Annotated in this window: 20 protein-coding genes and 1 pseudogene; 8 read left to right on the forward strand and 13 right to left on the reverse strand. The window is 34.7% G+C overall.

Translation table 11 applies throughout. The annotated features are described in order from the left end of the window. Positions 1-9 precede the first annotated feature (9 nt). The 3 genes from ACHRV5_RS11355 to ACHRV5_RS11365 all read left to right on the forward strand — a co-directional run bounded on the left by ACHRV5_RS11355 (position 10) and on the right by ACHRV5_RS11365 (position 5,019). Positions 10-1,296, forward strand: a complete 1,287-nt coding sequence (locus ACHRV5_RS11355) for an anthranilate synthase component I family protein (RefSeq protein WP_395426823.1) — start codon at positions 10-12, stop codon at positions 1,294-1,296. A 319-nt stretch (positions 1,297-1,615) separates the two neighbouring features. Then, positions 1,616-2,926, forward strand: coding sequence for a tRNA lysidine(34) synthetase TilS (tilS, locus tag ACHRV5_RS11360; protein WP_395426824.1), 1,311 nt, complete (start codon positions 1,616-1,618; stop codon positions 2,924-2,926). Continuing rightward, positions 2,926-5,019, forward strand: a complete 2,094-nt coding sequence (locus ACHRV5_RS11365; RefSeq protein WP_395426825.1) for a cytochrome c biogenesis protein CcdA — start codon at positions 2,926-2,928, stop codon at positions 5,017-5,019. Before tilS ends, ACHRV5_RS11365 begins: the two co-directional genes overlap by 1 nt. Before the next feature lie 120 nt (positions 5,020-5,139). Here ACHRV5_RS11365 and ACHRV5_RS11370 read toward each other — a convergent pair whose 3' ends face one another. Then, a complete protein-coding gene (locus ACHRV5_RS11370; protein WP_230004943.1) occupies positions 5,140-6,456 on the reverse strand; it encodes an ammonium transporter in 1,317 nt (438 codons plus the stop codon). Positions 6,457-6,904: 448 nt separating this feature from the next. On the opposite strand from ACHRV5_RS11370, the pseudogene ACHRV5_RS11375 reads away from it, so the two are divergent. Next, a pseudogene (locus ACHRV5_RS11375) lies at positions 6,905-7,488 on the forward strand (PDDEXK nuclease domain-containing protein). Between the two features lie 190 nt (positions 7,489-7,678). Beyond that, positions 7,679-7,894: a TOTE conflict system archaeo-eukaryotic primase domain-containing protein gene (locus ACHRV5_RS11380; protein WP_395426826.1), complete on the forward strand. Its 216-nt coding sequence runs from the start codon at positions 7,679-7,681 to the stop codon at positions 7,892-7,894. 55 nt (positions 7,895-7,949) lie between these two features. Here ACHRV5_RS11380 and ACHRV5_RS11385 read toward each other — a convergent pair whose 3' ends face one another. From ACHRV5_RS11385 to ACHRV5_RS11395, 3 genes are all read right to left on the reverse strand, one after another. Then, a complete protein-coding gene (locus ACHRV5_RS11385) occupies positions 7,950-9,257 on the reverse strand; it encodes an amidohydrolase family protein (RefSeq protein ID WP_395426827.1) in 1,308 nt (435 codons plus the stop codon). Between the two features lie 43 nt (positions 9,258-9,300). Beyond that, complete coding sequence (locus ACHRV5_RS11390) at positions 9,301-12,297, reverse strand: amidohydrolase family protein (protein WP_395426828.1); 2,997 nt, start codon at positions 12,295-12,297, stop codon at positions 9,301-9,303. Between the two features lie 168 nt (positions 12,298-12,465). Continuing rightward, entirely contained in the window at positions 12,466-13,893 is a 1,428-nt protein-coding gene (locus ACHRV5_RS11395; RefSeq protein WP_395426829.1) for a S41 family peptidase, read from the reverse strand. A 454-nt stretch (positions 13,894-14,347) separates the two neighbouring features. On the opposite strand from ACHRV5_RS11395, the gene ACHRV5_RS11400 reads away from it, so the two are divergent. From ACHRV5_RS11400 to ACHRV5_RS11410, 3 genes are all read left to right on the forward strand, one after another. Further along, positions 14,348-14,860, forward strand: a complete 513-nt coding sequence (locus tag ACHRV5_RS11400; protein ID WP_395426830.1) for a hypothetical protein — start codon at positions 14,348-14,350, stop codon at positions 14,858-14,860. A gap of 5 nt (positions 14,861-14,865) precedes the next feature. Next, the gene (locus ACHRV5_RS11405; RefSeq protein ID WP_395426831.1) at positions 14,866-15,333 is read left to right on the forward strand and encodes a transcriptional regulator; all 468 of its coding nucleotides are present in this window, start codon (positions 14,866-14,868) and stop codon (positions 15,331-15,333) included. Between the two features lie 177 nt (positions 15,334-15,510). Continuing rightward, positions 15,511-17,046 carry a YifB family Mg chelatase-like AAA ATPase gene (locus ACHRV5_RS11410; RefSeq protein ID WP_395426832.1) on the forward strand — a complete coding sequence of 512 codons (1,536 nt, stop codon included), beginning with the start codon at positions 15,511-15,513 and terminating at the stop codon, positions 17,044-17,046. 336 nt (positions 17,047-17,382) lie between these two features. Here the strand turns inward: ACHRV5_RS11410 and ACHRV5_RS11415 are convergent, their stop codons facing one another. The 9 genes from ACHRV5_RS11415 to ACHRV5_RS11455 form a co-directional block, all read right to left on the reverse strand. Then, positions 17,383-17,751 (reverse strand): nuclear transport factor 2 family protein, encoded by a 369-nt coding sequence (locus ACHRV5_RS11415; protein WP_395426833.1) that lies wholly within the window; start codon positions 17,749-17,751, stop codon positions 17,383-17,385. Between the two features lie 49 nt (positions 17,752-17,800). Continuing rightward, positions 17,801-19,408, reverse strand: coding sequence for an ABC-F family ATP-binding cassette domain-containing protein (locus ACHRV5_RS11420; RefSeq protein WP_395426834.1), 1,608 nt, complete (start codon positions 19,406-19,408; stop codon positions 17,801-17,803). 172 nt (positions 19,409-19,580) lie between these two features. Continuing rightward, complete coding sequence (locus ACHRV5_RS11425) at positions 19,581-20,450, reverse strand: SAM-dependent methyltransferase (protein ID WP_047778274.1); 870 nt, start codon at positions 20,448-20,450, stop codon at positions 19,581-19,583. Positions 20,451-20,495: 45 nt separating this feature from the next. Beyond that, entirely contained in the window at positions 20,496-20,921 is a 426-nt protein-coding gene (locus tag ACHRV5_RS11430) for a DoxX family protein (RefSeq protein WP_230004954.1), read from the reverse strand. A gap of 152 nt (positions 20,922-21,073) precedes the next feature. Continuing rightward, positions 21,074-21,574, reverse strand: a complete 501-nt coding sequence (locus ACHRV5_RS11435) for an SRPBCC domain-containing protein (RefSeq protein WP_047778277.1) — start codon at positions 21,572-21,574, stop codon at positions 21,074-21,076. After that, positions 21,564-21,917 carry a helix-turn-helix transcriptional regulator gene (locus tag ACHRV5_RS11440; protein WP_255663875.1) on the reverse strand — a complete coding sequence of 118 codons (354 nt, stop codon included), beginning with the start codon at positions 21,915-21,917 and terminating at the stop codon, positions 21,564-21,566. Before ACHRV5_RS11440 ends, ACHRV5_RS11435 begins: the two co-directional genes overlap by 11 nt. Before the next feature lie 780 nt (positions 21,918-22,697). Next, complete coding sequence (locus ACHRV5_RS11445) at positions 22,698-23,879, reverse strand: hypothetical protein (protein WP_395426835.1); 1,182 nt, start codon at positions 23,877-23,879, stop codon at positions 22,698-22,700. A gap of 343 nt (positions 23,880-24,222) precedes the next feature. Then, the gene (locus ACHRV5_RS11450) at positions 24,223-24,585 is read right to left on the reverse strand and encodes a hypothetical protein (RefSeq protein WP_395426836.1); all 363 of its coding nucleotides are present in this window, start codon (positions 24,583-24,585) and stop codon (positions 24,223-24,225) included. 251 nt (positions 24,586-24,836) lie between these two features. Beyond that, the gene (locus tag ACHRV5_RS11455) at positions 24,837-25,286 is read right to left on the reverse strand and encodes a hypothetical protein (RefSeq protein ID WP_395426837.1); all 450 of its coding nucleotides are present in this window, start codon (positions 25,284-25,286) and stop codon (positions 24,837-24,839) included. Positions 25,287-25,568 lie beyond the last annotated feature (282 nt).

Here is a 25,568-nt window from a genome sequence, read left to right on the forward strand (position 1 = left end):
ATACCACTTTTGAGAGTTACAATTCATAAACCTATTGCCAATCCGGAGCAACTTAAACAACAGCTTTTAATTTGGTCGCAACAATTCCGTGAGGTTATTTTTTTGGACAGTAATTCCTATCCACAAGAATATTCAAGCTTTGATTGCCTGCTTGCTGTAGATGCTTTTACTTCTGTGAAAACAGATTTTCATAACGCTTTCGATGATTTGAAACAATATCAATCGACCACGAAAGATTGGCTTTTTGGATATTTAGCTTACGATTTAAAAAATAATATTGAGAGATTAAAATCGTCCAATTTTGATGGATTGAATTTTCCGGATTTGTTTTTTTTTCAACCTAAAAAAATATTTTTATTGAAAGGAAATCAGCTTGAAATTCAATACCTGTTTCTTTGTGATGATGAGGTTGAATTTGATTTTGAAGAAATTACGAACAGTCATTCTCAATCATTTGAGACACTGGGCGCAATCGAAGTACAGCAACGAATTTCAAAAGAATCTTATGTCGAAAAAGTGACAAAAATGCTGGAGCACATTCACGTAGGTGATATGTACGAAGCTAATTTTTGCATGGAGTTTTTTGCTGAGGATGCTATTATAAATCCTATAGAGAAATTTCAAAAGTTAAATGAGATTTCACAAGCGCCTTTTTCGGTTTTCTTTAAAAATGATAAGCAATTTTTACTTTCCGCATCACCCGAACGGTATCTGAAAAAGGTTGGAGATACGTTACTATCTCAACCCATAAAAGGAACTTCAAGACGTTTTTCAGATTTTACAGAAGACGAAAAATCAAAGGAGTATCTTAGGAAGGATGCAAAAGAGCGTGCCGAAAATATCATGATTACCGATTTGGTTCGAAATGATTTGTCGCATACTGCCCAGAAAGGTTCCGTTGAAGTTACAGAGCTTTGCGCTATTTATTCGTTTTTACAAGTGCATCAGATGATTTCGACTATAACGTCAAAACTAGATGCCCAATATACCCCAATTGATGTCTTAAAAACCACTTTTCCAATGGGAAGTATGACGGGAGCGCCAAAGATTTCTGTAATGAAAATTATTGAAAATCTGGAAGAAACCAAACGTGGTTTGTACAGTGGTGCCGTTGGATATTTTACACCTTCGGGTGATTTTGATTTTAATGTCGTTATTAGAAGTATTTTGTACAATCAGGAAAATAAGTATGTTTCGTTTTCTGTTGGTAGTGCTATTACGTCACAATCCGTTCCGGAAAAAGAATATGAGGAATGTTTGCTGAAAGCTAAGGCGATGCATGAGGTTTTGCAATAAAAATGAGTGGCCACGAATTACACTAATGTTTACTAATTAATGTTTTGTTGTTTGCTAATTTTAAAAAAAATTAAATCAAAAAAATCGCGAAGATTCGTGTCAAAAAAAATATAGCCATAGATTAAAAAGATTTGCACAGATTTTTTTTAATCTTTTTAATCCTTTAATCAGTGGCAAAAAAAACTAATCTGCATAAAAAGTAATTCTTGTAGCTTGCTTCACCTGTTTTTTATCTGTCGTTTGAACGGAAGTAAATATTTTTATCGCGCTTAACATTTCATTTGAAAATTAATAAAATTTTAATCTTTATCTTTATCGAATGCTTTCAAAGTTTCAAAATCATGTCGCTTCCAGATTTTCTTTTTTAGAAGATAAAAAGCTCTTTCTTGCCGTTAGTGGAGGTTTAGACAGTATGGTTTTACTGCATTTGCTCAAACAATTACCATATGAAATTGCGGTTTTGCATTGTAATTTCCAACTTCGTGGCTTAGAAAGTTTTGGCGATCAGAATTTCATCCAGGAGTACTGCGACACAAATAAAATCCCTATTTTTATAACACAGTTTGATACGGAGGCTTTTGCGAAAGACTATAAACTTTCGACTCAGGTTGCGGCTCGTGAGTTGCGCTACAGTTGGTTTTATGAGCTTTTGGAAACCGAAAATTTCGATTATATTCTAACAGCGCACCATGCCGATGATAATCTGGAGACTTTTATTATCAACTTAGCAAGAGGCACGGGATTGGATGGATTAACCGGAATACCGGAAGAAAATGATAAAATTATTCGTCCGCTTTTGCCTTTTTCAAGAGAGGAAATCTTGAAGTATGCTCAAGAAAATAATATCCAATGGAGAGAAGACAGCAGTAATGCCTCTAATAAATACCTCAGAAATAAAATTCGCCATGATTTAGTTCCGATTTTAAAAGAAATCAATCCTAACTTTCTGAATGCTTTTCAAAAGACACAATCTTTTTTGCAGGAAGCACAGGTGATGGTTGAAGACGCTTCGATTATGATTTATCAACAGGTGGCCAAAGAAATGGAGGATGATATTCATTTTGATTTAGTTCAGCTTAAAAAGTTACCCAATTATAAATCATATCTGTACCAATGGTTGAATGAATTTGGATTTGTTGCCTGGAATGATATTTATGACTTAGTGGATGGACAATCCGGAAAGCAAGTTTTTGCAGCGGAATTTCGCTTGTTGAAAAACAGAAATACATTGATTTTATCCCCGATTTTAGAAGAGGGTGAAAATGAGGAATATATAATTAATGAAACAGATACAGACGTTAATTTTCCCTTAAAATTAAGGCTTTGTCAGGTAGATGACATTACTATAGATTCAAATAAGGCTATATTTGTTGCTGTCGAAAAAATCCGGTTTCCTCTGATTTTACGTAAATGGAATGAGGGAGATCTTTTCTATCCTTTTGGAATGCAGGGCAAATCTAAGAAAGTGAGCAAACTCTTTAAAGATGAAAAATTGTCTCTGCTTGAAAAAGAAAAAACATGGATTTTGTGTTCTGACAACCAAATTGTCTGGGTTGTTGGAATCCGCCAGGACGAACGATTTAAAATTGAAAACACAACTACTAAAATACTTAAAATAGAATTACAATAATGAACTCAAATCAATCTTATCAGACGATTATCTCAAAAAATGGTTGGCATAAAACCATTGTATTTTTGTTATTTTTCATTTTTGCTTTTGCAAAAGGCAATGCTCAAATTTTAGAACCGGTAAAATGGACGGCTAAAATTGAAAAGAAATCAGGAAGTAATGCAGTTTTGATTTTTGATGGTGTGATAGAAAAAGAGTGGCATATGTATTCGCAATTTACGCCAGATGGAGGCCCGCTTCCGTTGGAAATTGCGTTTAAAAATCAAAAAGGGAATTATACTTTAGTTGGCAAAGCCAAAGAGGGTAAAACCAAAACGGCTTTTAATGATATTTTTGGTGTGAATGAAACTTTCTTTGAAGGGAAGGCACATATCGAACAGGAAATCACAATTACAAACCCGGATTTAAAAACAGTTGATGTTGACTTTGACTTTCAGGTTTGTAAAGAAGTTTGTATCAATTCCAGTAAAAAGTTCTCAATTGTAATTCCGGCATCCTTTAAAATGGAGGCAGTTGCGACAGTATCGGAATCAAAATTGGACGAAACTAAAAACGCCGGATTGGCTGTTGATACCTTAACAAAAGAGGTAGTGGGACCTGCAACAGAAAACGTAAAAACAGAAGTTACTTCAACAACAGAAAAAGCAGAAATGCCGGCTCCGGCTTCGAAAAGAAGTTTGTGGTCTATCTTTTTCATCGCATTTTTATCAGGTTTCGCAGCATTGTTAACGCCTTGTGTTTTTCCAATGATTCCGATGACAGTGAGTTTCTTTACAAAACAGAGTAAAAGCAGAGCAAAAGGGATTCGAAATGCTATTATTTACGGTGTTTCAATTATTGCTATTTATGTTATTTTGGGACTGATTGTGACTAAAATATTTGGAGCCGATGCATTAAATGCGTTGTCTACAGATGTTTGGTTTAATTTGATATTCTTCGTTATCCTTATTGTATTTGCTACTTCTTTCTTAGGGGCTTTTGAAATTATGTTGCCAAATTCATGGGCAAATAAAGCCGATCAGCAAGCCGACAGAGGAGGATTAATAGGGATATTGTTTATGGCATTGGCTCTGGCAATTGTTTCATTTTCTTGTACGGGACCGATTGTTGGGACCTTATTAGTAGAAGCAGCTTCAAATGGAGGAATTGCTCCAATTGTTGGAATGCTAGGGTTTTCATTAGCTTTGGCTTTACCATTTATGTTATTTGCGATGTTTCCGGGATGGTTAAATTCATTGCCAAAATCGGGTGGATGGTTGAATACGGTAAAAGTGGTTTTAGGATTTTTAGAATTGGCTTTGGCTTTTAAGTTTTTATCAAATGCCGATTTAGTTTTACAGCTGCATTTCTTAGAAAGAGAAGTTTTTATAGCAATCTGGATCGCCATTTTTGGAGCGTTGACTTTGTATTTGTTTGGGAAAATTACTTTACCTCACGATAGTCCATTGCAACATATTTCAGTAGGAAGATTGTATTTAGGATTGCTTACCTTGGTATTTACATTTTATTTAATTCCGGGTCTTTGGGGTGCGCCTTTAAAATTAATTAGTGCGTTTCCACCACCTCCACAGTATAGTGAAAGTCCATTTGGTGTTGGAGGATCAGCAGGTTCTAATGCAGGATCGGAAGAAGGATTACCGGAAGGAGCAGAATTGGGACCTCATGGCATCATGGTTTTTCACGATTACGAGGATGGATTGGCGTTTGCAAAATTGGTTAACAAACCTATAATGCTTGATTTCACCGGTTATGCTTGTGTAAATTGCCGAAAAATGGAAAACAATGTTTGGTCTGATGAAAGAATTTTGCCAATCTTAAAAAATGATGTGGTTCTGATCTCTCTTTATGTTGATGATAAAAGAGAATTACCAAAAGAAGAACAGTTTACAACAGCTTCAGGTGATGAAATAATTACAGTTGGTGATAAATGGACCGATTTTATGATCTCAAAGTATAAAACCAATACACAGCCATTATACATTATTACAGATTTAAATGGTAAAAATTTACATAATGATAAACCAACTATTAGTTATGTGGGGGCTGATGAGTATTTGAATTGGTTAAAAGGAGGAATCGCTAATTTTAAATAAGAGTTTGTTTGTTCTGAGAACAGGAAAATATAGTATTAGGTTGAATTAATTCAAAGTAAAAATCCCTCTGGTTTAAAACCTGGAGGGATTTTTTGTTTAGGAAAATGAAGGGATTAATTGTTATAAAAATTCTCCGTGTTGAGAGATGTCCAAACCTAGTTCTTCTTTTTCTTCTGTGACTCTTAGCGGAGTGATTTTATTTACAACGAAAAATAGTACATATGAACCTACAAAAGCAAAAAGCGAAACTACTATTAAAGCAGTTAATTGGTTTATGAACAAGGTAGGTGAACCGAAAATTAGGCCCTGATTATCTCCAACAGCAGGGTTGATGGCTTTAGAAGCGAAAACTCCGGTTAACAACATTCCTACCATACCACCTACACCGTGACAAGCAAAAACATCCAGTGCATCATCAATTTTTCCCTTAGGAAATTTGCTGACAACCAGGTTGCTCACAATAGCAGCAAATAGACCAATAAAGATAGCATGCGGAATGCTTACAAAACCGGCAGCAGGTGTAATGGCAACAAGTCCTACCACAGCTCCGATACAAGCTCCCAAAGCAGATAATTTATGACCCAGAATTTTGTCAAGGAAAACCCAAGCCATTGCGGCTGCGGCTGCGGCGACAGTTGTGGTTCCTAAAGCCTGTACTGCTAATCCGTTTGCGCCTAAAGCAGAACCGGCATTAAAACCAAACCATCCGAACCACAATAAACCAGTCCCTAATAATACATAGGTAATTCTTGCGGGATTTACTTTTTGAATTTTTCTTTTGCCTAAAAAGATGGCTCCTGCCAATGCAGCCCAGCCGGCACTCATATGTACAACTGTTCCTCCGGCGAAATCTAATACGCCCATCTTAAAGAAAATACCTTCCGGGTGCCAAGTCATGTGGCACAATGGGGCATATATAAGTAATATGAATAAAACCATGAATAATAAATAAGCCCAGAAACGTACGCGTTCTGCAAAAGCACCTGTAATTAAAGCAGGGGTTATGATGGCAAACTTAGCCTGAAATAATGCGAATAACATAAAAGGAATCGTAGGAGCAAGACTCCATGCGGTATTAGTACCAACCCCCTGAAAGAATAAATTAGGCATTGGATCACCGATAATTCCTCCAATAGTTGGGCCAAATGCCAGTCCAAAAGCAACGAATACCCATAGGAGAGTAACAATAACCATGGCCATAAAACTTTGTAGCATGGTGCTGATTACGTTTTTCTTACCGACCATACCTCCGTAGAAAAATCCTAATCCCGGTGTCATAAGCAATACAAAGGCAGTTGCTACAATCATCCAGGCTGTATCTCCTGTGTCAAACTTTACAGCTTCAGCAGGAATTGGGTTATCTGATAGCATAAAATTCGAGACAAAGGTTAGTACTAAAATAGTGATAAGAATCACACTTAAAATAATTTTTCGCATAGTTAATTCGTTTTAAATTTTTTATAAAAATATAAAATGATTCAATACCCGTATAAAAAATAGGGTTATGCTCTTTATTTTTGCTAATTTTTTATTTTGACCCCCTATTTTTTAGTGTATAATCTTTATGAAGTGGTGAAATTTTCAATTTGTTAATTTGAAAGCTGCGAAATGAGGTATATTGAGGTGATCTTAACATAAAAAAAGAGAAATAATCTGACTTTAAATCTTTTTGCGTAGAAATCTTTAATAGTTTTTCTGCAAAAAATGATTTTTTTTAAATAAAGTATTAGATAAAACACATCAAGGATATATTACAGGTAAAACAGTTGCAAATAAAGGATTTACAATTGTTTTTCGTTTTTTGGTATTGCAGTTAAAAGCTGGATGATGCAAGGAATTAGAACTGTTTCGGCAGTTTTATCGCAATTTCCCAATTACGAATACACTGTATTCGCAATTGAGTTGGAGCCAATATAAATTACTCATAAGGATTGATAATCAAGATAAAATAGCTTTTTATATTGCCGAAACGGTAAAGAATAATTGGACAGTAAGGCAGTTGGAAAGGCAAATTTATAGCAGTTTGTATGAGCGCCTTTTATTGAGTAATGATAAAGAAAATGTATTGGCAGTAGCCCAAAATGAAAAACAACCTTCCGATGCTAAAGAAATTATTAAAGACCTGATGTATTTGGAGTTTTTGGGGTTAAAAAGAGAAGCGTCATACTACGAAAAGGACTTGGAAAGTGCCATTATCACACATTTGCAAGACTTTTTATTGGAATTGGGTAACGGGTTTTCTTTTGTAGCAAGGCAGAAAAGAATACATATTGATGGCGATGAGTTTTTTGTAGACTTGGTATTTTGCTCTGTGCAAATAAAAATGATGCGGTAGTAAAATTCACGCTGCCAGAAGAGCAAAAACAAATTATTACCAGCCAGTATACACTTTACCTGCCAACTGAAAAACAGCTTTTGGATGAGGTAAATAAAGAGCTGGAGAGTTTTGAAGAGAAGGATAGCGATTAAAATGAATTAAAAAGACATTTAAATATATTAATACTCACGACCCATCAGAATATTTCAGAGGGATTTAGTGAATATTGGTAATAAAACGGACATTGAAGAAATTATAAAAATCATTAACGAAGTAATCTAAAAATAACATTACGGCTTGACAAATCTTGATAAATAAGGAAATAGAGTTAGCTCACAGCATTTGGAGAAAACTGTCGAGACCCAACCAAGATTTAGAAGAGTAGTAGATAAACCACAAAGAAGAAAATTAGTAATGATGAATGAGTTTACTCCCAACGACATCAATCAGTTCCGTTCCTTATTCAAAGGTCGTGAAGACGTATTTTCCATTCGTTGGGAAAAATCAGGTTATATGCCTGCCTATCAATACGGCTTTTTACCGAAAACTTTTAATTAAAAAAAGCGCCAACTGATTTCTCAATTGGCGCCTAAACTTATTAGAATTAATCTAATTATTTCTGATTGAATTTTGCTTTAAATTTATCATTCAATTTGGTTTGAAAGGTTTCCAAATTAATTGTTCTTCCCTGAATAAAAGCAGCTGTCAGTTTGTTTGTTCTCATGTCTAAGGCATCACCTTCAGAAATAAATAACGTGGCATCTTTACCTGTTTCTAAGGTGCCACAGGTAGATTCAATGCCTAATAACTTGGCTGTATTTGAAGTTATCAATTGTAAAGCTTTCTCTTTATCTAAACCAAAAGCAGCACAGGTTCCTGCCAGGAAAGGCAGATTTCGAACACTCATACGTTCGTGATCTCCGCTGTTTTCAAGACCAACAATAATGCCTTTGTCTGTTAAGATCTTGGCCATTTTATAGGGCAAGTTTACATCCTGATCGTCGTTTGTTGGCATGTCATGAACGCGTCTTAATAATACACCAACATTATGCTTTTTCAATAAATCGGCTGATTTATAAGCTTCAAATCCACCCACAATAACAATCTTGTTAATTTGGTTGTTAAGGGCAAGTTGTATGGCGTCTATAATTTGTTTCTCCTCATCTGCATGAATGTAAAGTGTTTGCGTACCCTCAAAAAGAGCTTTGGTAGCTTCTAAAACTACGTTCCTTTCTTTTGCAGCAGTTTGATTGTAAGCTTTAGCATTGACCAAAAAAGCATTTATCTCTTCAACTTGTTTTGGATAGTCTTTGTTAGGTTCAATTACGCCCGGTTCAAACCAAGATCCTGATCTTTTAAAACTGGAAGGGAAATTAAGATGGATTCCGTCATTTTCTTTTAAAATAGCATCTTGCCAACTCCATGCGTCTAATTGAACAACAGAAGAAGTTCCTGATATAGTGCCTCCTCGTGGCGTTATCTGCGCTATTAAAACCCCGTTTGGACGTACGGTTTCAACCACTTTTGATTCGGAATTATAAGCAATAATACTTCTTACATTCGGGTTAAAACTTCCAATTTCTTCCATATCATCGGAAGATTTTACCGCATCAATTTCTACTAAACCCAAAGTAGAGTTTGGAGCGATAAAGCCCGGATAGATATGTTTGCCACTGGCATCGATCGTAGTGTCGTAGGCATCAGCAGCCAATCGTATCGTGGTGGCATCTGCTACTAAAGTGATTTTGCCGTCTTTAAATCCAACGGCGCTGTTTTGAATCACGGTTCCGTCACCCAAGTGTGCTGTTGCGTTTAAAATTAAAATTGATTTTGTTTGTTTTGGTGCTGGTATTTGCTGTGCTTTTATTTGAAATGATGCACAAAATAAGAGCAGCAATATATAGATGTTTTTATTTTTCATTTTATCTGTTTTTAACTTTACAAGTTTTTTAAAGGTGCTTTGATTATTGTTCTAAAGTGTCACAATGATACTCTATCTTCTCTTTTTTAGTAGGCTTCTGAGTATTTGCTCCTTTGTTTTTTTCTTGTAACATTTGACCGATCAGGATGTTTCTTTCTTTAGTGATTGCAAGTTGTTTGTCGGCATCTTTTTCAATATCAAAATAAACAACTCCTTCGATAATTGTTTTTTCTGCTTTAGCATAAATAGATAAAGGATTATCGCTCCATAAGACCACATCGGCATCTTTACCAACTTTAAGACTTCCTACTTTATCATCGATATGTAATAATTTTGCTGGATTAAGAGTAACAAATTTCCAAGCATCTTCTTCAGAAATATTTCCGTATTTTACAGCTTTTGCTGCTTCCTGATTTAATCTTCGGGACATTTCGGCATCATCAGAGTTATAAGCAACTACGACACCTTGGTTGTGCATGATTGGACCATTGAATGGAATGGCATCATTAACCTCAAACTTATAAGCCCACCAGTCTGAAAACGTCGAAGCTCCAACGCCATGCTCTTTCATTTTATCAGACACTTTATAGCCTTCAAGAATATGAGTGAATGTGTTGACACGGAAGTTGAATTTCTCCGCAACATTCATCAACATCAAAATTTCCGATTCAACATAAGAGTGACAAGTAATAAAACGGTCTTTATTAATGATTTCGGCTAAAGTCTGTAATTCAAGATCAACTCTTGGTGCTTTTCCTTTTTTAGAACCGGAATTAAAAGTCTTCCAGCTTTCGTCATATTCTTTGGCACGTTGAAAGTAATCAGTGAAAACCTGCTCAACTCCCATTCTGGTTTGTGGGAAACGAGTAGGGTTCTGAATGCCCCAATTGGCTTGTTTTACGTTTTCTCCTAAAGCAAATTTGATAAATTTAGGCTGGTTTTTATACAGCATTTCTTCTGGTGAAGAACCCCATTTCCATTTTATAATAGCAGAACGTCCTCCAATTGGATTTGCAGATCCGTGTAATAATTGTGAAATTGTAACTCCTCCGGCTAAATCTCTGTAGATATTAATGTCTTCCGAATTTACAACATCCTGAATCGTAACTTCTGCAGTCGAATTGTGTCCGCTTTCATTTACCCCTTTTGAGATAGCGATATGCGAATGCTCGTCAATAATACCACTGGTGATATGTTTTCCTTTGGCATCGATAGTAACCGCAGCTGCATCAGAAAGATTTTTACCAACGGCAGCAATTTTTCCGTTTTTGATTAAGACGTCGGTCTCCGTTAAAATTCCTTCTTTTTCATTCGTCCAAACCGTAGCGTTTTTGAAAAGCAGGGTTTGAGCCGTTAATTTTTTTGAGTCACCAAAAGCAACGTTAGGGTAGGTGGTCGGAATAATTACATTTGGTTTTTCTACTTTGGAAGAGTCTTTTACAGCTGTAAAAGGACTTGTTCTTTTTGCGTTCCAAATCAATTCATTTCCGTTTGAAAGGACTGCTTTTCCGGATAGATTTTCCGTGTTTTCTACAAATCCGGTTAAACGGGTGTAGTTAGATTTCGTTGTATCACTTGGTTTAAGGACAAGAGAAATCCAATTTTTAGAAACGTTTAAAGTGCTGTTTACTTTGGCAGCAGCAGCTGTAGTAACTTCAGATTTTGGAGTCGTTTCAGTTCCTGCAATTTTCCATTTGTAGGTATCGTTTCCAATGTTTAAATCATAGTTGCCACGAATATCTTTTGCATTGATATCATTAACGATGTATTTAGTTCCTTGAACCCAGTTTTCATACAAAATTGTTTTTTCATCAAAAATTTCACCTGATGTAATTACAAAATTGGCATAAGCGCCTGTTTTTAAACTTCCAATTTCATTGCTTTTTCCTAGAATAGCAGCAGGAATTGTCGTTAATGATTCTAAAGCTTTTGTTTTATCAAAGCCTAATTTTATGGCCTTTAATAAATTAGTTTTAAAGTCTTCCGTTTTCTTTAGTTTGTCTGTTGTCAAAGCAAAAACGACTCCATTGTCTGAAAGGACTTTAAGGTTGGTCGGTGCCTGATTCCAAAAACGCATGTCTGTTAATTCTACCTGATTCGATAAATAAGGGTTAGAAACATCATAAGCTTCCGGGAAACTAATTGGAATAATAAATTTAGCATTCGTGTTTTTAATTTCCTGAATTCTTTCAAATTCATTTCCGCTTCCTTTCAAAACGTAGTTCAATCCAAATTCTTTTGCAATTTTAGAAGCTCTCAAACTGTTTAGTTTGTCTTCTGCAGCAAATATTTGAATTAGTTTTTCGTTAGCAGCCAATGCTTCTAAGGATAAATCTTTGGTTTCAGAATTTCCTTTTTTGTACCAGTCCAAATCTAAATACATCTGACGCAATAAGGCCATCGAACCCATTAAAGAACTAGGGTAGGCTTGGTTGGTCACGTTACTTTTGGTAAAAGCAAAGTGATTGGTAATTTTATCTGCTATAATTTGTTTGCTGTTTTCAGTATTGTTCAAAGCAACTAATACTCCGGTTCCCTGTGCGATTCCATCAGGAATATGGGTACCGACAACACCAAAACCGGCTTTTAATAATTCCTCTGCTTTTGCAGTATCGTATTTAAACGTTTCTGAACCGTTTAATTCAGAGCGAACACTTTCATTCCAGTAGTAGCCGACTCTTTTGGTATCATATAACGGGCTACGGTCGCCTCCTGAGCTTAGATTTCTTTTTGGTTTTTCAATTCCAAAACTGGTATAAATATCAATAAAGGAAGGGTAGATAGTTTTGCCTTCAAGATTAACAACAATGCTGTTTTTAGGAATCGAAACAGCATTGCCTACCGCAACGACTTTGCCGTCCTGGACAAGTAAAGTTCCTTTTTCGATTTTTTGTGTTGGGGTAACATAAATGGTAGCATTAGTAAAAACCGTGTAGTTTTTATTTTTGTTTTGTACACTTTCGTTAACGGGGAAATAGCTTTGTGCCTGTGTTTTTGTTAAAAAAACAGTCAAAAAGAACAGTAGTAAGGTTTTTTTCATGGATAATTAGTATAATTTTTAATAAAAATAACAAATATTAATATTTGAACAAGTTTTAAATTAAAAATTATACTAATTATGGCATTACAAGCTACTGAGCGAGGTACTGGCTTTTTTGGCTTGTCGTTTTTGAATGTTTTTGGACTGTTTTATTCTAAGTTTTGTTTTTTATTTTAAAATGCTTTCATAGCGATTTTTTAATCCTTCCAGATAAGGCGCTTTGATTTCTGTTGCGACTTCTACTGCTTTTTTTAAGACAGCTGTTGCGTCGCCTTTTTTTCCGTTTTGTTCCAAAAGATCTCCATATTTTAAAAAGGCAATAGGAGATTTTGGATGTAGTTCGGCATTGCTTTTTAAAATGGACTCTGCAATATATGGTTTCGTTTTGGTGTAATCAGTTGATAAAACATCGACAGCATCCTCATTAAATAAATCAGATTCGGTCATTTTTTTTATCACCTGGAATAGTTGCTGATCCATTTTAGCCAAATCACCTTCGTTGAGTGGTTTTGTTTGTTGGTCAATAGAGGTCTGTAGTTCCTGATACAGTTTTTTCGATTCCGCTGCGTTTTTGCTTCTGTAGTTTTCGGCTGCTTTAGTGGCTAATTCTAAAGTTTTATCGTAGGCCATGTCTTTGGTTGTTTTGTATTCCGGGATTACACCGATTCCTTCCCAGTTTGTTTTTGTAATGGGGTTAATACCAGTTCCGGTAGGAATGAATATTTCTAACAGGGAATTAATTTCAAATGACTCAGCGGGATTGGCGCCACCACCGGTTGTTTCACCGATTAATGTTGCTCTTTTTTGAGTTTGCATATTGTAACTGAATTCTTCAGCTCCCGAAAAGGTTTTTGCGCCGGTAATAATAAACAAAGGAACATCAAGTCTCTTTTTTCCGTTTACCTCTTTTACCCAAAACTCTTCTGTATAGTTGTCTTTTCTAAAATACAATGTATTTAATAGTAAAGGAGCTTTAAGAAAATAACTGCATAAATATTGAACCGTTTTTGGACTTCCGCCGCCATTGGTTCTTAAATCAATAATGATGGCGTCCGTTTTTTCTAGTAAATACAGATAGGAATCAATGGTTTGATTCGTTTCGTGTATGAAAAAATTAAAATTAAGATACCCGATATTACCGTCTATTATTTTGACTTCTCTAAAACCATTTGCCAGCTTACGATTATCGGTTAAATTATGAAGGTAAATTTCATAAGAATCCTGGTTTGATTCTATTTTTTCCTTTGTGGGAACAAATATCGGCTTGATTCCCAGATGTTTGTCATCGTTGATGAATCTTACCTCTTTTGTCAGTGCTGTTGAAAAAGAATCTAACAGTTCGTATTTTTTAAATTTACCGTCTCTGTATGCCCCTTTTAAATGGGCTCCGATCAATTTTGCCTTTTCAGGGAAGATATAGTTTTTTTGAAGAAGGGAATCTATCTTTAAAACAGTTTCCTTTTTAAACTTTTCAGTTATTTTCTTTTGCTGGCCGTTTACTTGCAGGGCAATACCAAAAGATAGAAGTAGCATAAAAACAAGCTGCCGACTAAAAGAAAAAGCCTTGTTTTGAATTGGTTTTGAGGTGTGATTCATAGTGGTTTTTGGATTTTTTAGGATAGTGCTAATATAGAATTTTATTACAAATTTTTGATAAAAAAATAGCAGAGTGAGTTGTTATTTAGTGATTTATCGATTTTTTTTTTTGTTAAGCCAGTTTGCTACTATACATAACGGATGTTCGTAGATAAGAGGTAATAGAAGAATGATTTCGGATATAACAGAACAATTGAGATTTGCATGAGTTTGTAGAAAATGCAGAGGTTAAAGTTAAATGCAAAATATTCTGAATGTTTATTTGTAATTAAATAGCTACAATTAAATTGTTTTCATTAGCTTTAAAAACATTTAATGAATATGGTTTATAGAAAAAGTATCTGCATTAATAAGTCAAATAAACTTAAATAAAGGTATAGTAAATTCATATTAATAATGTGAATTTATTATACAAAATGTATAATTATTTTTAGTATATTTGAATGACGGACTAATGAATGTGAGAATATTAAGAATTAGCAAAAATGAGTTAGTTGACGCTAAGATTTTAAATGCAAAATCAACAAAATTAAATTTGCCTTCTATAAGTGACGGCTGGAGATTTAATTTTAAAAAACAGGCAAAAGAGTATAATCATGAAGCTTATATTTTAGTGTCGGATGAAACACCTGATATAATTGAAGGTTGTTTGATTTTTGAAATGAAAGGCAAAGTAGAACCCTATATGGCTTTTATTGAAGTAGCACCTCATAATAAAGATTCTATTAAAAGATATGAAAGAATTGCTGGTTGTTTGATTGCATTTGCTTGCAGGTTAAGTTTTATTAAAGCGAATGAGCCGTACAAAGGCTATTTGGTATTTGATGTTTTAGAGGAGAATAAAGAAGATGAAGTTAAATTAATGGCATTATATTCAATCAAGTACAACGCACTAAGATACGGTGAAACAACTATGATAATAGTTCCCGAAGGAGGAGAGAAATTAATTACCGAGTTTTTAAATTAAAAGATATGAGAAATAAAGAAATTCAAATCAATGACATTTGGAATGATAAAAAGAAAGATGATTTAAAGAAAATTATAGTATCTCATTCTTCTAAACAATCAAAAGAGCAGGTATTAAAGAATGAATTACTTTCTATTCAATACAAATTAGAAGACTATATTCAGAATGAAAATGATACAGAGATTTTAAAAATCCTTGATTTTGTTAAGATGTATTTGAAAGTACTTAATCTTTCGAAAAAAAGATTGGCAACTTACTTTGATATGAAAGACAGTAATCTTCATAAATATCTTTCCGGAGAGAGAAAATTGAATGCAAAGTTAGTATTAAAGCTTAGTACATTTTCTCATACTAAACCCGAACAATGGTATAAGGTTCAACTAAAAAATGAAATGATGGAGTTAAATAAGGAAAAGGCTAATACTAAAGAGTATGAAAAGTACGATTATCGTCATTTAGTCGATTCAATTTAAAAATTTGGTATCATCATATACAAAAGCTCTGATTACAGGGCTTTTTTTTAAATTGTTTGAGACCTTATTTTTTAAGATGAAATCAAATCGCAAATTAAAAAAAAAATAAATATGTAATAAAAAAGCTACAATTAAATTGTTTTCATTAGCTTTAAAAACATTTAATGAAAAGCGTTTATGTTAGTAAAAGTTTACGGAAGTGCCGTTTTTGGAGTAGAAGCTACAACAATTACGGTCGAAGTTCATATGGATAAAGGAATCGGGTATCATTTGGTTGGTTTACCCGATAATGCCATAAAAGAAAGCAGTTATCGCATTGCGGCGGCTTTAAAGAACAATGCATATACTTTTCCGGGAAAAAAAATCACTATTAATATGGCACCGGCCGATTTACGAAAAGAGGGTTCCGCCTATGACCTGACACTCGCGATTGGGATTTTGGCAGCATCACATCAGATAAAAGCACTTGATGTGGATCAATATATAATTATGGGAGAACTTTCGCTTGACGGAAGTTTGCAATCTATAAACGGAGCTTTACCAATTGCCATAAAAGCCAAAGAAGAGGGATATAAAGGTTTTTTCCTGCCAAAACAAAATGTAAAAGAAGCTGCAATTGTAGCAGGTTTAGATGTTTATGGTGTTGAAAACCTGCAAGAAGTAATTGACTTCTTTGAAGGAAAAGGCACGCTTGAACCCACCACAATTGATACCAGAGCTGAATTTTATAAAACACTCGATTTTCCTGAATTTGATTTCTCAGACGTCCGTGGACAGGAAAGCATAAAACGATGTATGGAAATTGCAGCTTCAGGGGGACATAATATTATTTTGATCGGCCCGCCCGGTGCAGGAAAAACAATGTTGGCCAAAAGATTACCCAGTATTCTGCCACCCATGACTTTGCGTGAAGCTTTAGAAACGACTAAAATTCATAGTGTTGCAGGAAAATTAAAAGAAGCGGGGCTAATGAATCAAAGGCCTTTCAGAAGTCCGCATCATACAATTTCTAATGTAGCTTTAGTTGGAGGAGGGAGTTATCCGCAGCCCGGTGAAATTTCGATGGCGCACAATGGTGTTCTATTTCTGGATGAATTACCTGAATTCAAACGGGACGTTCTCGAGGTGATGCGTCAACCGCTGGAAGATCGTGAAGTAACAATTTCACGGGCTAAGTTTACGGTAACTTATCCGTCGTCGTTTATGCTGGTGGCGAGTATGAATCCAAGTCCAAGTGGTTTTTTCAACGATCCAAGCGTGCCAAATACTTCGTCACCGCATGAAATGCAACGGTATCTGAGTAAGATTTCAGGTCCTTTATTAGACCGGATTGACATTCATATAGAAGTAACTCCTGTTCCTTTCGAAAAATTATCAGACGACAGAAAAGCAGAAAGCAGTGTCGAAATTCGAAAACGTGTGACCGCAGCGCGTGAACTACAATCCATTCGTTTTGATCAGCTGCCTAATATTCATTACAATGCTCAAATGAACACCAAGCAAATCAGAGAATTTTGCGCACTCGACGAACAATCAAAACTATTATTAAAAACAGCGATGGAACGCCTTAACCTCTCTGCCCGTGCCTACGACAGGATCCTGAAAGTAGCACGCACAATCGCCGATTTAGAGGCCGCACCAACCGTAATTTCGTCCCACATAGCCGAAGCAATTCAGTACCGAAGTCTGGATAGAGAAGGTTGGCTGGGGTAGGGGTTTAGATTGCAGATTTTAGATTGTAGACTTTAGATTCTAGATTTTGGATTTTAGATTTTAGATTGTAGATTTTGGATTTTAGACTTTAGATTTTTTTATTTAAATCTAGGTCAAACCTTTGCGAACTCCTATGTTTGCCTAGTTAAACATAGGAGTTCGCAAGGTTGTTTTTTGAAATACTTTGTGAATATTTTAAGTTCGAAAAAAGGCTTTACATTACAAAAAGACAACTATTTAGTATCAAATAAAACAAAGTTTTAGCTTTGTGCCCCCAACAGTTAACCCCAACATTGGAATTTGGAATTTAAAAAATTTGGAATTTGCATTTCTTTGTTATTCGAATTTAAGAGAAGCATTCTTTGACATGAGATAAGAGGTTAGCTTTTTTATTTTTCCCTTTTCCATTTCAAAAACATCGCAAAAAACAGCATCTAGTATATTTCCGTTTTTTATCATGCCTTGTACGGCGCCTTCTGCAATTACGATATTGTTTTCTTCAATCAGTTTTATAATCTGAATCGTTGGACTGCCGATAAAGTTTTCATTTTCAATTTCTTTATCAAATGCTTCTTTGCCAACATGCTGATAAATCCCGGGCATTTCCCAGACAACATCGTCAGTAAGACAAGCAAGAACTCTATCGTGATCACTCACCTTGAAGGCGTTCATATATTCTTCTATGGTTTCTTTATTTACACTCATCTTCAAAATAGTTAAGGTTAATTTCGGCTAATTCAAACAAATTTAAAAATTAAATACGAGTTTTTTGGTGGTCAAGATCAATTGTCTTTTGAATGTTTATTTGTTCTAAAAAAGAGTCATCATGTGAGATCGCAATCAAAGTTCCCTGATATTCATTAACGGCAGCGGTAAGAATTTCGATATTCTGAATATCTAAATTATTGGTCGGTTCATCCAGAATAATAAGATCAGGCGATTGATTGTTTATCGTCAGACAACAAAGCAGTAAGCGCATTTTTTCTCCTCCACTTAGTACGCTGCAAGGTTTGTCTAATTCATTTTGAGAAAATAAAAAACGATTAAGTCTCATCCTGATATCGTGTTGCTGCAAACCCGAAGTATTGAATTTCTCGGCCATTTCATAAACTAAAAGGCGATTGTCAATTAAAGAATAATCTTGATCAATATAAACGGATTTGCATTCCGTCCTGTAAATAGTTCCTTGCTGCGGAATCAACATTCCGGTGATTATTTTAATTAAAGTTGTTTTACCGGAGCCATTTGCTCCTTTTAAAGCAATTCGTTCACCACTTAAAAGTTGAAAGTTCAGATCCTTATTCCAAAGATACCGATTCTTAAAAATATAATTAATGTCGATTGCGGTAAATAATGTTTTGCCATTATGCAAGTTAGTGGTGTCAAATCCGAATTTCATTTTATCGATTTCGGCTACCCCTGAACGCAATTCTTGTAACTCCCGGGAAATACCACTGACTTTTTCGGCATGACTGTTTTTGACTTTTGAAGTACTGTTTTCAGCATTGTTCCGCAAGGTATTCATCATGATACGGGAAACTCCGGCTTTTTCCTGTTTCTTTTTTCCACGTGCATCGAGTTTTTGCTGACGTTCCAAAGTTTCACGTTCCTTTTCTTTTGCCTTTCGTAACGCTTTTTCTTTACTGTGAATATCTTGATTTAAGGCATTGTTTTCGATCTGTTTTTGTTCGGCATAAAAATCATAATTACCTCCGTAAACCGTAATGCCGCGTTTGGTTAATTCATAAACCATGTCCAGCAGATTCAATAACTTTCTATCATGACTTACCACAATTAAGGTGCATGAGGTATTCTGAATGAAATTATATAACAATGTTCGTCCTGCCAAATCTAAATGATTACTTGGCTCATCCAGCAGCACAAGTTCGGGCTTGTGAATTGAAATTCCGGCAAGGAAAATTTTAATTTTTTGACCGCCACTTAAATGCTCCAGTTTTTGATTTAGATCTAAGTTTTGTAATTGCCAGTAATGAAGCGCTTCGGTACAACGCTCTTCAATGGTCCAGTCATCACCAAGAATGTTTAGATGGGTTTCGGTTACATTTCCTTGAAGAATTTCATTGAGAGCATTTAGTTTATCGTCAATTTGTAAGGCCTGAGCAACGGAAAGATGATTAAATTGCCCAAAAATCTGCGGAACATAATAGGGCTTTAAATCAGATTTCAATAAGCCTTCTGACGCTTGTAATTCGCCTGAAATAATTTTTAATAAGGTAGATTTTCCACTGCCGTTATTGCCAATTAAAGCAATTTTGTCCTGACGGTTGGCTGTAAAACTAATTTTATCGAACAGTAAGTCCTTGTTCGTATGTAGGTATGAAATGTTTTGTAAAGTAAGCATAATTTCTTCTTTAGGGGTGAATAATCATAGCGAACCGCATTGGGTTTTCTATCTATTTTTTCCGGAAGAAATTATTTTTCACATAAGAATTACCTTTTTAGTTTAATTGCTGCAAAGATACAAATGTTTTTCTGAAATCTGAAAAGCACCATGCTGGTGCGTTGACAAGTACTTATTTTTTTGCAATAGCAACACGATAAAATTCATAGCCCTTTTCATTTCGATTGGGCAGATATTTTTCGCGATATTCTTTTGCGCCTAAATCTTCGATGAGGTTCAGATTAAATTGTTTTAAGTAATCGGGCAGTTCAGACGGAAGAAAACCAAATGTCCAATGCTCTTCCAGTTTTTCTAAATCTTTTAAAAGTTTTTCGCCTCCTAAAAAAGAAGAGGGGTTGGTAAGGATTTCCTGGTGTACATAAGTAAAGATAATAGAGCTGCCTTTTGGAAATTTAGAAATAAAAGCAAATGTATTGCTTACTGCTTCTGCCGTTAAATAATTGGTAACGCCTTCCCAAATCAGGGTTGTCGGTTTTGTGAAATCAAAATGATATTGTACTGCCAATTCATCAAGACTTTGTTTGTTGAAATCAATTTGGCAGTAGGTGATGTTCTCCAGCGGTTTTCCAATTCGTTTTTTGAAGGTGCCAATTTTAAAATTTGAGGTGTTGGGGTGATCGATTTCTATAACAGAGACGGATTTTAGAAAATCAAGACGTAAAGCTCTGGTGTCAAAACCAGCACCTAAAATGAAGACTTGCGTAACACCTCCCAAAATAGTAGATTGAAGTAAATCATCAATATATTTTGTCCGCGCCAATCCCGACGAAAAGGCACCCGGAATTTTATTCTGAATCGTAGTACTGATATACTTACTAACCTGTTTGTTTTTAGATAAATGTACAGTTAGTCTAAGTTTAGGATCCAAAAAATGAATGGCATAAGGATCAGAAAATAGCCTGTCATTTAAATTACGCTGACTTTCTAATGCTCTGAACAGTGCCATATATTGTGCAGTTCGGCTTGTTTTGTTGGCTTTCATGATTTAGTTTTAAGGGATCAGTAATCAAAAAAAACGGAAACATTTTTATCTGTTTGCAATCGCAGTATCAAGCTCCAGATACTTTTCTTTAAGTAAACTCAATGCAAAACAGGCGGCGGCACCGGTAAAAACCGAATAATCAAGAGGTGCTTTTATTCCGACAGAAAATACCATTGATAATCCGAAAAGCAATAGTAAATACCCGCTCAGTTTGGCAAACAATTCGGTCTTAAAACCAATTAAAAGAAAAACCGGAAAAATGATTTCAAGTGCAGTTGCAATAACTCCGACAGGTGATAACAAGCTATCTGGAATCAGTGGATTCAATATTTTTGTGTATGCAAGAAAGTTTTCCCAATTTCCCCAAACCGAATTTTCTTTGCTCCATAATCCAAATCGATCCGCAACAGCAGAAAGAAATCCTGCCGAGATCGCAAGACGTAAAAAGAGTTTGACTAGTTTTGAATTCATATTACGTTTTTTTTAAAATTAGTAACGTAAACGAATTTAAGAAAAACAAAGCTTCTATGTACAAAACTGTTGGAACTTATTTAATGATATTCCACAAATTTATTTTACAGTAGAGATGCACAGCAGTGCATCTCCACGGATTGCATGTGCAATTATTTTTTTGCTTCAAAGATTTTATCCAAATTCTCAAGAATACTTGTAAATCCTTCTTTGAAACCCATTGCAATATACTTTTCTATATCTGACAATTGTTTGTGTTTAATAACCACATCAACAATTGTAATATCACCTTGTTGAGAAAAGGAGACACTCCAGTTAGAACGAGGAAAATCAGGATTGATATTCCCTTCACTATCGCAAAATGCTCCGAGAGTTTTAAAATTGCTTTTTGGCGAAATCGAGATATAATCAACCAAAGCCCAACCTTCTTTGCCCTCCTGGTCTACCATTGCATATAGTCTATGGCCTCCAACTTTAAAATCCATGCTTTTTGTTTTGGATTTGTATGGAGCAGGCGCCCACCATTGATCCAAGATTTCAGCTTCTGTCCAGGCAGACCAAACGTTTGCAATTGAAGCATTAAATTCGCGTTTTACGTTTACCGTACAATTTTCTTTGTCAACGGTAAAATCCATTAAAAGATTAGTTTTCATTTTCTTTAGCTTTTAAATTCATTAATACTTGATCCAGTTGATTGAAACGATTTTCCCAGATCTCTTTAAATTGTTCTAACCATTTATCTATTTCCTTCATTTTGTCAATTTTAAGCTGATAATAGATTTCTCTTCCCATTTTCTTTTCCTCTAATAATTCGCATTCATTAAGGATTTTAATGTGTTTAGAAACGGCTTGTCTTGTAGTATTAAATTGTTCTGCAATTGCATTTGGGGTTAATGCACTGGAAGAAATTAATACTAATATAGCTCTTCGGGTTGGGTCGGCAATGGCCTGAAAAACATCTCGTTTCATTTTTATTTGTTTAAATACGCAATCAATCAGTTGCAAATATATGCAACTTTTTGGTTTCGCGTTATTTTTTTAACTTTTTTTTTTAATCGCTAAAGAGTTTTGATATGAATTTGATGATGGCAATTGTGAATTAATACCTTATCTTTAGGTCATTTTTAGGCAAAAAAACAAGATGATTAAAAATGAGTTTTTATATAGACAAGGGTTCCTTCTAATTATCTTAGGTGGATTTTTATTGTTATTTCTTCCGTTTACGATGGATTTCCTTTTTGCTTCCGATCAGATCGGAAATGTAAATAATGCCGACAATAATTCAGTTTCTTTTTCCGTTAATTATTTTCAGGATTGTTACAATTTTATTAGCAATTTCAAGCCTCCATACCGATTTCCGTATATAGAAGTTCTGGGTATTCTTATCGTTTTGGCACTGCCGGTTTCTATTTTATTACAGTTTGTTTACTTTTATAAGTACCGCTATAAAAAGGTGTTTTTTTTATGTGTTATAGCTTTAGCATCTCTTTTTGAGTTTACCTATTCCTACTTCGAATACTTGCAATACGGCTGTTATCTGTTGACGTTGCAGCAGTTATTTTTGATTCTAAATTTAGGATTAAATAAGAAGTTGAGATCAAAAAAAACCTTTAACCGGATTTATTGAAGAGTAGTAGGATAAGATAATAGAGAATAGAAAATAGAAGAAAGAGAATAGAAAATAGAGCTATTTGGAATGGAATTTTGGTGCGAAAAACGCAATAAAAAATCCCATTTGCTTTGAACAAATGGGATCGGAATGTTGTTTTTAACGGATTATCTGAATCTGTTTCGGACAATGATATTTTTGAATTTGGCTTTTAGATCTTCTCCGGTATCAAACACCATTTGTTCATTGTTAGGAAACGGCACGGCACGTTTGTTAAAATAGCCTAAATAATTTTCGTCACAGGCATTTCTGTCTCCGCGATAGGTCGAATAAATGTTCTCAAAAACAAACTCACTAGTAATAGGAAAGGATTGCATAAGTTGATTGGTTTTTAAATCAACATAATCTACTTTCGCCGTTACCTCACAAGACTTAAATTGTCTGTATTCGTAGATGTTAACTTTGAGTGTTTTAAAATTATCTACTTTTATGGCACGCCCTAAACTGTCTTTTACGGGTCTTCCTCTACTGTCTAAAAGCGTTTTAAGGCCGTCTTTAATTTGTCTTTCTTTAATAAATTCCTTCTCTTTAATCTGTTCAGGTGAAATAAAAATGTCTCTGAAATTTAGGATCAAACCATAGTCATACGTGATGTTTTTTTGTTTGACGCTGTGGTAAACCGTCCATTTGTCGTTTAATCCATAAGTGCTGAAATCTAATAAATCATTCTGCAATTGTATCGGAATGATCATATTGGTTTCGTTTGTAGCGTAAACGTTTACAAAATCAGTTCCTTTAAACTGTGCATCGTCCATTAATTTTTTCGCATTCTTGTAATTTGGATTGATACTTTCGATAAAAGCCAAATCATCATAAGCTTTTCTGGAATCCAGTTTGTTTTTTGATTTTAGAAGAATTTGCGCATTATCATACAAGTATTTTGACAAAGCAATTTTACTGCTTGCAATTTGAGTGGAATAATTGTCAAATGGAAAACTGGCATTTTTACCTTGCTTTAATAAAGGAAGCGGTAATAAAGGTCTGATTTTCTCCTGACGATTATTTAACTGTACATAAGTATTGTAGATGCGCTCTAAGTTGGCGGGATTTTTCTCTTTATCCATCATTTCAAGATTGCGTAAATCTCTGTCTTTGGCTTTCGCATAAGCTTCTTCGAGTAAATACACATAATCCTGCTTTCCTTTAGAATCCTTTTTCGTTCTTAATGCGTCGACAGCACGATTTATAGCACCATCGTAATCCCCGTCACTGATCAGCGATTGTGTAGTTTTTACGCCACAAGAGAACGCCAGAAATAAAATAGAAACAAGTAATGTAATTTTTTGCATGGGTGTAACTTTTGAAGGTGTAAAGATATCTCTTTTAACTTTCAACAACTATACCTTTTTTTGGAAATTAATTTTTGATTTTTCTCAAATTTCAGAAGCAGAAATTTTTGTTTTCAAAATGACCCGCAGTCCCGCTTTCGCCTTTATCTCTGCGTTTCACTTCGAGGATACCGGCTCTATCGGGGCTAGATTAGAAATTTATTTTTCATCAGAAAATTTGATGAGATGCCTTTTTTCAGAGATTAAAATTCGTTCCGTAATGGTACTTATTCGATATTCATTAAGCTGAATTTTTGATCGAGGGATTAAATTCATAGTAGAGACGCACAGCAGTGCGTCTCTACTATTGTTTTCTACGCCTTATCTGGTAAACAATTTCCCAAAATAAAATTGAAAAAAGGGCATTGGCCATTAATGCGGTTTTGATCCCATAAGCATCATATTTTCTAAACAGGTGCAAATCTCCAATCCTTAACGCCAAGTATAGCGCTAAAACTGCAATTAAAATGGAAGAGACTATATTTAATAAAGGACTCCATTTTAATACAAAAAATGAAAAAATGAGATTTATAAGAAGGAAACCGCAGCCTAAAGTTATAAATCTGTGATCCTTTAGTTTTTCGCCTAGTTCGAGTAATAACGAAGTCGAAAAGCTATAAGTGAAGAATAATAGAGAATAAATTAGGATTCGTATTTGTGGTTTCATTTTTATGTTTTTTAAGTTGTCGAAATTACAAATTAAAGATGAAGCTAAGATTAGGATATTGTTTTTTTCAGTCTGCCATTTTTTACAATTTTATCATTTTCGATGAAAGAGAGCGGCACCGGTAAAATATATAATACTATCGAACTGTTGTATGTGATTTCCCTTTAATCGAAATTGTATAGGATTGTTTGATGGTTATGTGATTTGATCGACTGTGGCTTTTATGCCGGCACGAGTGACGGTTATATTGTTTATTGTAAAAGAGTCTCTACTTTGGTTTCTGATTTTTCCTTAATTGGACTGTCAGAATGAAAACTCCATATGATTAGAAATTTTCCTTTTGCAAGATACTCTTCCGGATGTTCCACTGTTGGTTCACCGTCTTTTCTCCATAACATTCCTTGCAGGAACCTGTCGCCTTTGAATACTTGTTCAAATTCGAAATACATAATAGACCCACTGTCTGTTTTACTTTTAAAACTTTGAATTTGTTTGCTCTTTAATTTTCCAACAATGTTGCTGTAGGTTTCAATATCATTATAAAAAGTACAAGCCTGAGGAGAAATACAAACATTGCCTTGGTTTACGATATAACTTTTGGGAATTTCTTTGTTTTTTAGTTTTAAGTCTTCGATCGTCTGACTGAATAAATTGGTAGTAAGTAAAAGGAATAGTGTCGACAGGGGAATCGTAAGTTTCATGGTTTTTAGGTTTGATTTGGTAAGCTAAAATAGGTTTTTTATTTGATTTATGGAATGAAATTTTCGCAACGAATTGCACGAATTTCCGCGAATTGACAGATTAGCGTGATAGTACACGGTTTAGACAAACGATAGTGTATTTCGATTTCAATTATCCGCAATCTTGTCCTTTCGACGAAGGAGAAATCACACAAGTTGAGCACGCACTGTTATGGAATATAGAATGCGATTTCTCCTTCGTCGTAAGGGCGCAAAAATGGGGCTTCGACTTCGCTCAGCCTG

The sequence above is a fragment of the Flavobacterium sp. FlaQc-52 genome (assembly GCF_044007495.1).
In the GTDB taxonomy this organism is placed as follows: domain Bacteria; phylum Bacteroidota; class Bacteroidia; order Flavobacteriales; family Flavobacteriaceae; genus Flavobacterium; species Flavobacterium cupriresistens.